General features: G+C 59.4%; 5 protein-coding genes. All 5 read left to right on the plus strand.

What is annotated here, in order from left to right:
- The first annotated feature begins 70 nt into the window (after window positions 1-70).
- Complete coding sequence (locus KFO72_RS24080; RefSeq protein ID WP_054933828.1) at window positions 71-1,192, plus strand: polyamine ABC transporter substrate-binding protein; 1,122 nt, start codon at window positions 71-73, stop codon at window positions 1,190-1,192.
- A 222-nt stretch (window positions 1,193-1,414) separates the two neighbouring features.
- Window positions 1,415-2,560, plus strand: coding sequence for an ABC transporter ATP-binding protein (locus tag KFO72_RS24085; protein ID WP_225033202.1), 1,146 nt, complete (start codon window positions 1,415-1,417; stop codon window positions 2,558-2,560).
- Window positions 2,557-3,534 (plus strand): ABC transporter permease subunit, encoded by a 978-nt coding sequence (locus KFO72_RS24090; protein WP_107201664.1) that lies wholly within the window; start codon window positions 2,557-2,559, stop codon window positions 3,532-3,534. Before KFO72_RS24085 ends, KFO72_RS24090 begins: the two co-directional genes overlap by 4 nt.
- Window positions 3,531-4,442: an ABC transporter permease subunit gene (locus KFO72_RS24095; protein ID WP_107201665.1), complete on the plus strand. Its 912-nt coding sequence runs from the start codon at window positions 3,531-3,533 to the stop codon at window positions 4,440-4,442. Before KFO72_RS24090 ends, KFO72_RS24095 begins: the two co-directional genes overlap by 4 nt.
- 38 nt (window positions 4,443-4,480) lie before the next feature.
- A complete protein-coding gene (locus KFO72_RS24100) occupies window positions 4,481-6,052 on the plus strand; it encodes a DUF3138 family protein (RefSeq protein WP_054933825.1) in 1,572 nt (523 codons plus the stop codon).
- The last annotated feature ends 135 nt before the right edge of the window (window positions 6,053-6,187 follow it).

Consider the following 6,187-nt stretch of genomic DNA (forward strand, 5'->3'; position numbering starts at 1 on the left):
GCGGGCGCCGTGACGCATCGACAACGCGACACACGCTCACGCCAGACTTTTACCTCCAAGGGAAATCAACATGAGCGTTTGTCATCTTCGTCATGCGGTCGCGGGGGCCGCGCTGGTAGTCGTGACGGGCATTGCCGCACTGTCGGGAACGGCAGCGCAGGCGGCCGATACCGAACTGAACGTCTATAACTGGTCCGACTACATCGCGAAAGACACGATTCCAAACTTCGAGAAACAGACGGGCATCAAGGTCAAGTACGACAACTACGACAGCGACGACACGTTGCAGGCCAAACTGCTTGCCGGCAGTTCCGGCTATGACATCGTGGTGCCGACGTCGAACTATATGGCCAAACAGATTCAGGCCGGCGTCTATCAGAAGCTCGACAAATCGCAGATGCCGAATCTGAAGAATCTCGACCCGACCTTGATGAAGATGATTTCCGACGCGGACCCGGGTAACCAGTACGGCGTACCGTGGGCATACGGCACGGACGGCATCGGCTACAACGTGCAGGCCGTGCAGAAAGTGCTGGGCCCGAATGCGCCTGTTGACAGCTGGGCGCTCGTGTTCGATCCCGCCAACATGTCGAAGCTCAAGAGCTGCGGCGTGTCGTTCCTCGATCAAGCCGTCGACGTATTCGCCGCGACGCTGCAATACATGCACAAGGACCCGAACAGCACGAACCCCGGCGACTACCAGGCGGCGTACGAAGTGCTGAAGAAAGTCCGCCCGTACATCACGCAGTTCAACTCGTCGGGCTATATCAACGACCTCGCGAATAACGACGTTTGCGTGGTGGTCGGCTGGTCCGGCGACGTCGGCATCGCGCGGCGCCGCACCCAGGAAGCGAAGCGCTCATACGAAGTCAAGTTCTCGAACGTGAAGGAAGGCGGGCTGCTGTGGTTCGACGTGATGGTCGTGCCGAAAGACGCACCGCATCCCGAAGCCGCGATGAAGTGGATCAACTTCATTTCGGACGCGAAGAACAATGCAGCCATTACCAACGAAGTGTTCTACCCCACCGCCAATCGCGCCGCGCGCCAGTTCGTCACCCCGGCTGTCGCGCAGGATCAGACGGTCTATCCGGCCGACGACGTGATCGCAAAGATGACGCTGATGAAACCGATGCCGACGGATATTCTGCGGCTCGAAAACCGCCTTTGGGCACAACTGAAAACCGGTCATTGAAGCTGTAGTTCAACACCGGTTTTCAGGGACATGAAAGGGAACTGAATGAGACGAACAGGGATCGCTCGATCCCTCTTCGTAGAGCAGTAGCGCAGTCAGTCTGCGTCTTGCGCGCAGCCCCGTGTTTCCCCGATTGCAGCACGACACCTGCGAGCGCTTCGCGCGCCTCGCCAGGGCCCGTTCGTGCCTGCGATCCGCAAAGAACGGTCACATATGAATACGATGCACACCACGCAAGCAGCGAATGCGGCCACGCAGCCCGCGATGACGAAAGAGAAGACGGATCAATTCGTTCGCATCGAAAACGTCGTGAAGAAGTTCGGCGACAGTACGGCTGTCGACAACGTCAACCTGAGCATCGCGAAGAATGAACTGTTCGCGCTGCTCGGCAGTTCGGGCTGCGGCAAGTCCACGCTGTTGCGGATGCTGGCGGGCCTGGAGACGGCTACGTCCGGCAAGATCTATGTCGACGGCGAAGATCTCGCGGCCTTGCCGCCCTATCGCCGCCCCGTCAACATGATGTTCCAGTCGTATGCGCTCTTTCCGCATATGACGGTCGAGTCGAATGTCGCGTTCGGTCTCAAGCAGGAAGGCACGCCGAAGAACGAGATCAGGGAGCGCGTCGCCGATGCGTTGAATCTCGTGCAGATGACGAAGTACGCAAAGCGTAAGCCGCATCAGCTATCGGGCGGGCAGCAGCAGCGCGTCGCGCTGGCGCGCTCGCTCGTCAAGCGCCCGAAGCTGTTGCTGCTCGACGAGCCGATGTCCGCGCTCGACAAGAAGATCCGCCAGAAGACTCAACTCGAACTCGTGAACATCATCGAGAAAGTCGATGTCACCTGCGTGATGGTCACGCACGATCAGGAAGAAGCGATGACGATGGCGAGCCGCCTCGCCGTGATGAGCGAAGGCCGCATCGTGCAGATCGGCTCGCCGACGCAGGTCTACGAGTTTCCGAATAGCCGCTTTTCCGCCGAGTTCATCGGCTCGACCAATCTGTTCGAAGGCGTCGTCGTCGAGGACGAACCCGATCACATCTTTGTCGAAAGCGAGGATCTCGAAGCGCGCATGTATGTGAGCCACGGCGTAACGGGGCCACTCGGCATGCCCGTCGGCATTTCGGTGCGCCCCGAGCGCGTGCGCGTGACGCGCGAGAAGCCCGGTGCCGCGCACAACTGGGCGCGCGGCGTCGTGACGGATGTCGCGTACATGGGCAGCTATTCGCTGTATCACGTGCGCCTGCCGAGCGGCAAGACCGTCATGTCGAATCTCTCCAGTTCGCACCTGATGAGCGAAGGTGCGCCCGTCTATCAAGACGACGTGTTCGTCTCCTGGTCGCCTTCGAGCGGCGTGGTGCTGACGCAATGAGAAATCCCGCCCAAACCTCCGCGGCGCAACTGCGCGCCGCCCCGAATGCGAGCCCCGCGCTCGCATCGTTCAAGCAGCGCCTCGCGAAGCTGCTCCCTTCGGGGCGCAGCACCGTGATCGGCATTCCCTTCATCTGGCTCACGGTGTTCTTCGCGCTGCCGTTCGTGCTGGTGCTGAAGATCAGTTTCGCCGATTTGCGCCTTGGCATTCCGCCTTATACAGAACTCGTCAGCGTGAAGGACGGCATGGTGCATTTCGCGCTGCAACTGAGCCATTACGCGTTCCTGTTGCAGGACAGCCTGTACGTCGCAACGTATCTCAGCTCGCTGAAGATGGCCGCCGTCTCGACCCTCTGCTGCCTGTTGATCGGCTATCCGATCGCGTACTACATCGCGCGTTCGGCACCCGCTACGCGCAACCTGCTGATGATGGGCGTGATGCTGCCGTTCTGGACGTCGTTTCTGATCCGTGTGTACGCGTGGATCGGCATTCTGAAAGACGACGGCCTGCTCAATCACACGCTGATCGCGCTCGGTCTGATTCACACGCCCTTTCGTCTCTATCACACGGATATCGGCGTCTATATCGGCATGGTCTATTCGTACTTGCCGTTCATGGTGATGCCGCTGTATGCGCATCTCGTGAAGATGGACCTGACCCTGCTCGAGGCCGCCTACGACCTCGGCGCAAAACCGTGGACGGCGTTCACACGCATCACGTTGCCGCTGTCGAAGAACGGGATTATCGCGGGGTCGCTACTCGTGTTCATTCCCGCTGTCGGTGAATACGTGATACCGGAACTGCTCGGCGGCGCGGACACGCTGATGATCGGTCGCGTGATGTGGGATGAGTTCTTCAACGACATGGACTGGCCGATGGCGTCCGCCGTGACCGTGGCGATGGTGCTGCTGTTGCTCGTGCCGATGGCCGTATTCCAGTACTACCAGGTCAAGGAACTGGAGGGTGCGAAATGATCAAGCCGAACAAGCCTTTGTCCGCCACGGTGCTGACGCTCGGATTTCTCTTTCTCTACATTCCGATCATCAGCCTTGTCGTGTTCTCGTTCAACGAATCGAAGCTCGTCACCGTCTGGTCCGGCTTCTCGCTGAAGTGGTACGGGGCGCTGCTGCATGACGACGAACTGCTCACGGCCGCGTGGCTGTCGCTGAAGATCGGCTTGATGACGGCGTGCGCGTCCGTCGTGATCGGCACGTGGGCGGGTTTCGTGCTGGCGCGCTTTGGGCGCTTTCGCGGCTTCACGTTCTTCGCCGGCATGATCAACGCGCCGCTGGTGATTCCCGAAGTGATTCAGGGCATATCGCTACTGCTGCTCTTCGTCGCGCTGGAACAGATGATCGGCTGGCCCAAGGGACGCGGCGTGCTGACGATGTGGATCGGCCACGTGATGCTGTGCGTTTCATACGTCGCAATCATCGTGCAGTCACGCATCAAGGAACTGAACCGGTCTCTCGAAGAAGCGGCACTCGATCTCGGCGCGACACCGTTCAAGGTGTTCTTCGTCATCACGCTGCCGCTGATCTCGCAGGCCTTGCTGTCCGGCTGGCTGCTGTCGTTCACGCTTTCCATCGACGATCTCGTGCTGTCCGCATTCCTGTCCGGCCCGGGTTCGACGACGCTGCCGCTGGTGGTGTTCTCGCGCGTGCGCCTCGGCCTGAACCCGGAAATGAATGCACTCGCCACGCTCTTCATCACGGCCGTGACGATCGGCGTGATCGTCGTCAATCAATGGATGTTGATGCGCGACCGCAAGCGCACTCGCGACATGCAGATGGCGTTCGCAATAGCCGACGCCGCCGATGCCCCTTCGAAAACCACACGCCCTGCCGTGGCGACCAACACGCTCGATACGGCCAACGCATAAGAAGTTCTTCGCAATACGACAAACAAGGAGAAAATTGCATGAGAAAGAAACTTATCTGTCTGCTGGTAGCGGGGGCTCTGCCGGGTGCCGCTTTTGCGGACTCGACCAGCGCACAGATCAAGGCGCTTCAGCAGCAACTGAACGCGTTGCAAAAGGAAGTGAAGGAATTGCGCGCGCAGGTGGCCACCGCGCCTGCAGCGAAGCCTGCTGTGGGCACGGCCGCTACGCCCGCGTTGGCAGCGGCTCCTGTCGATATCACGTCGCCCGATTACGGCCGGGCGCCTGCCAACATCAGCAACGACGACCTGACCACGATCAGGCAGCAGATCGCGAATCAGCAGTTGAAGGTCGATTCGCTGGAAGACGCGGCGCAGACGGGGCCGATCGCAGGTCTTTCGGTGACGGGTTATATCGACCCGACGTACATCTATAACCGCGCGCAGAGTTCGTCATCGTTCCTGTTTGCGAATCACGAGAGCGCGTACAACTACTACAACAGCACGTTCGGCGATCTGTATCTCGACATCAAGAAGACATTTGGTGTCGGGCCGATGGCGCCGTCGGCGGAAATCACGTTGATGCCGAACCGTGGCAACGGCATCACGCTGCTGCAGAACTCGCACGGCGACATTGGCAACAACATCCTGAACACGGCCGTCGTCAATGTGCCGCTGACGGGGTCGACGACGTTCGTTGCGGGTTTGATTCCGAGCTTTGGCGGCTATGAAGTGCAGCAGTCGAACCAGATGCTGACGCTCACGCACAACCTGCTGTATGACTTCTCCGATCCGGGCAGCTATGTGGGTGTCGGCGCGAACTATACGGCGGGCAACTGGGCCTGGAAATTCTTTGTCGGCAATGAACAGTACCGCACGTATGGTGCCGTCACGCAGACGGGCACGAATGCACTGGGCGATCCGATCACGACGAGCAACAAGATTCCGACGTTTACTGCGCGCGCCGACTATACGTGGTCCAGTGCGCTCGATATTGGCGGGTCGTTCAATATTGGACGTCAGACGCTGCCGAGTGCCGTCGATCCGGTGACGGGCAATGTCAGTTATGGCGTGGGCGGTCAGGCGCCCAGTTCGGGCGGGACTTTCTTCTTTGGCGAAGTCGACGCGACTTATACGCTGGCGGATGTGCAGTACAACGCTGAACTCGATTATGGGCAGCAGCAGAACGCGGCGTTCAATGGCGGCCAGGCGCAGTGGTATGGTTTGTCATTGCTCGCGCATCGGAAGTTCAATATGCCGGTGGTGGGTCGCATGGGTGCGACTGTGCGGTATGACTTGCTCGTCAATAGCAAGAATGGTGGTGGCGGTGGTGGGATTGCCTTGAATTCCAATGGTATGGATGTGAATAACGGTTTTGGTATCGGTGCTGATTGTCTCGCTAATTCGCAGGCCAATGGTGGCCTTGGGTTTGAGTGCAAGGGGGCTAACCGTCAGGATGTCGCGCTGGATCTGTTGTTCTTCCCGACGCAGCAGATTACCGTCAAGGTGGAATATCGTCATGACTGGGCTAATCAGAAGGTGTTCCTGCGGAATGATGGGTCTTATAGCAAGTCGAATGATTTGCTGGCTACGCAGTTTATTTACTCATTCTGAGGGGTCTCTTTTGTCTGCGACGCTTTTTGGGTGGTGTGCCTGGGGGCGTTGCTGGCAGCTGCGGTGTGCCTCTGCTCGCTCTGGCATCCGCGATGCGTTAGCTCGCTTCACGCGTCGCCCCTGTGCGGGGCGGCA

It is taken from the genome of Paraburkholderia sp. XV (assembly GCF_020177535.1).
Taxonomy (GTDB): Bacteria; Pseudomonadota; Gammaproteobacteria; order Burkholderiales; family Burkholderiaceae; genus Paraburkholderia; species Paraburkholderia caribensis.

Coding starts and splice junctions, on each gene's coding strand:
- KFO72_RS24080 (WP_054933828.1), top strand. CDS start 71: ATGAGCGTTTGTCATCTTCGTCATGCGGTCGCGGGGGCCGCGCTGGTA.
- KFO72_RS24085 (WP_225033202.1), top strand. CDS start 1,415: ATGCACACCACGCAAGCAGCGAATGCGGCCACGCAGCCCGCGATGACG.
- KFO72_RS24090 (WP_107201664.1), top strand. CDS start 2,557: ATGAGAAATCCCGCCCAAACCTCCGCGGCGCAACTGCGCGCCGCCCCG.
- KFO72_RS24095 (WP_107201665.1), top strand. CDS start 3,531: ATGATCAAGCCGAACAAGCCTTTGTCCGCCACGGTGCTGACGCTCGGA.
- KFO72_RS24100 (WP_054933825.1), top strand. CDS start 4,481: ATGAGAAAGAAACTTATCTGTCTGCTGGTAGCGGGGGCTCTGCCGGGT.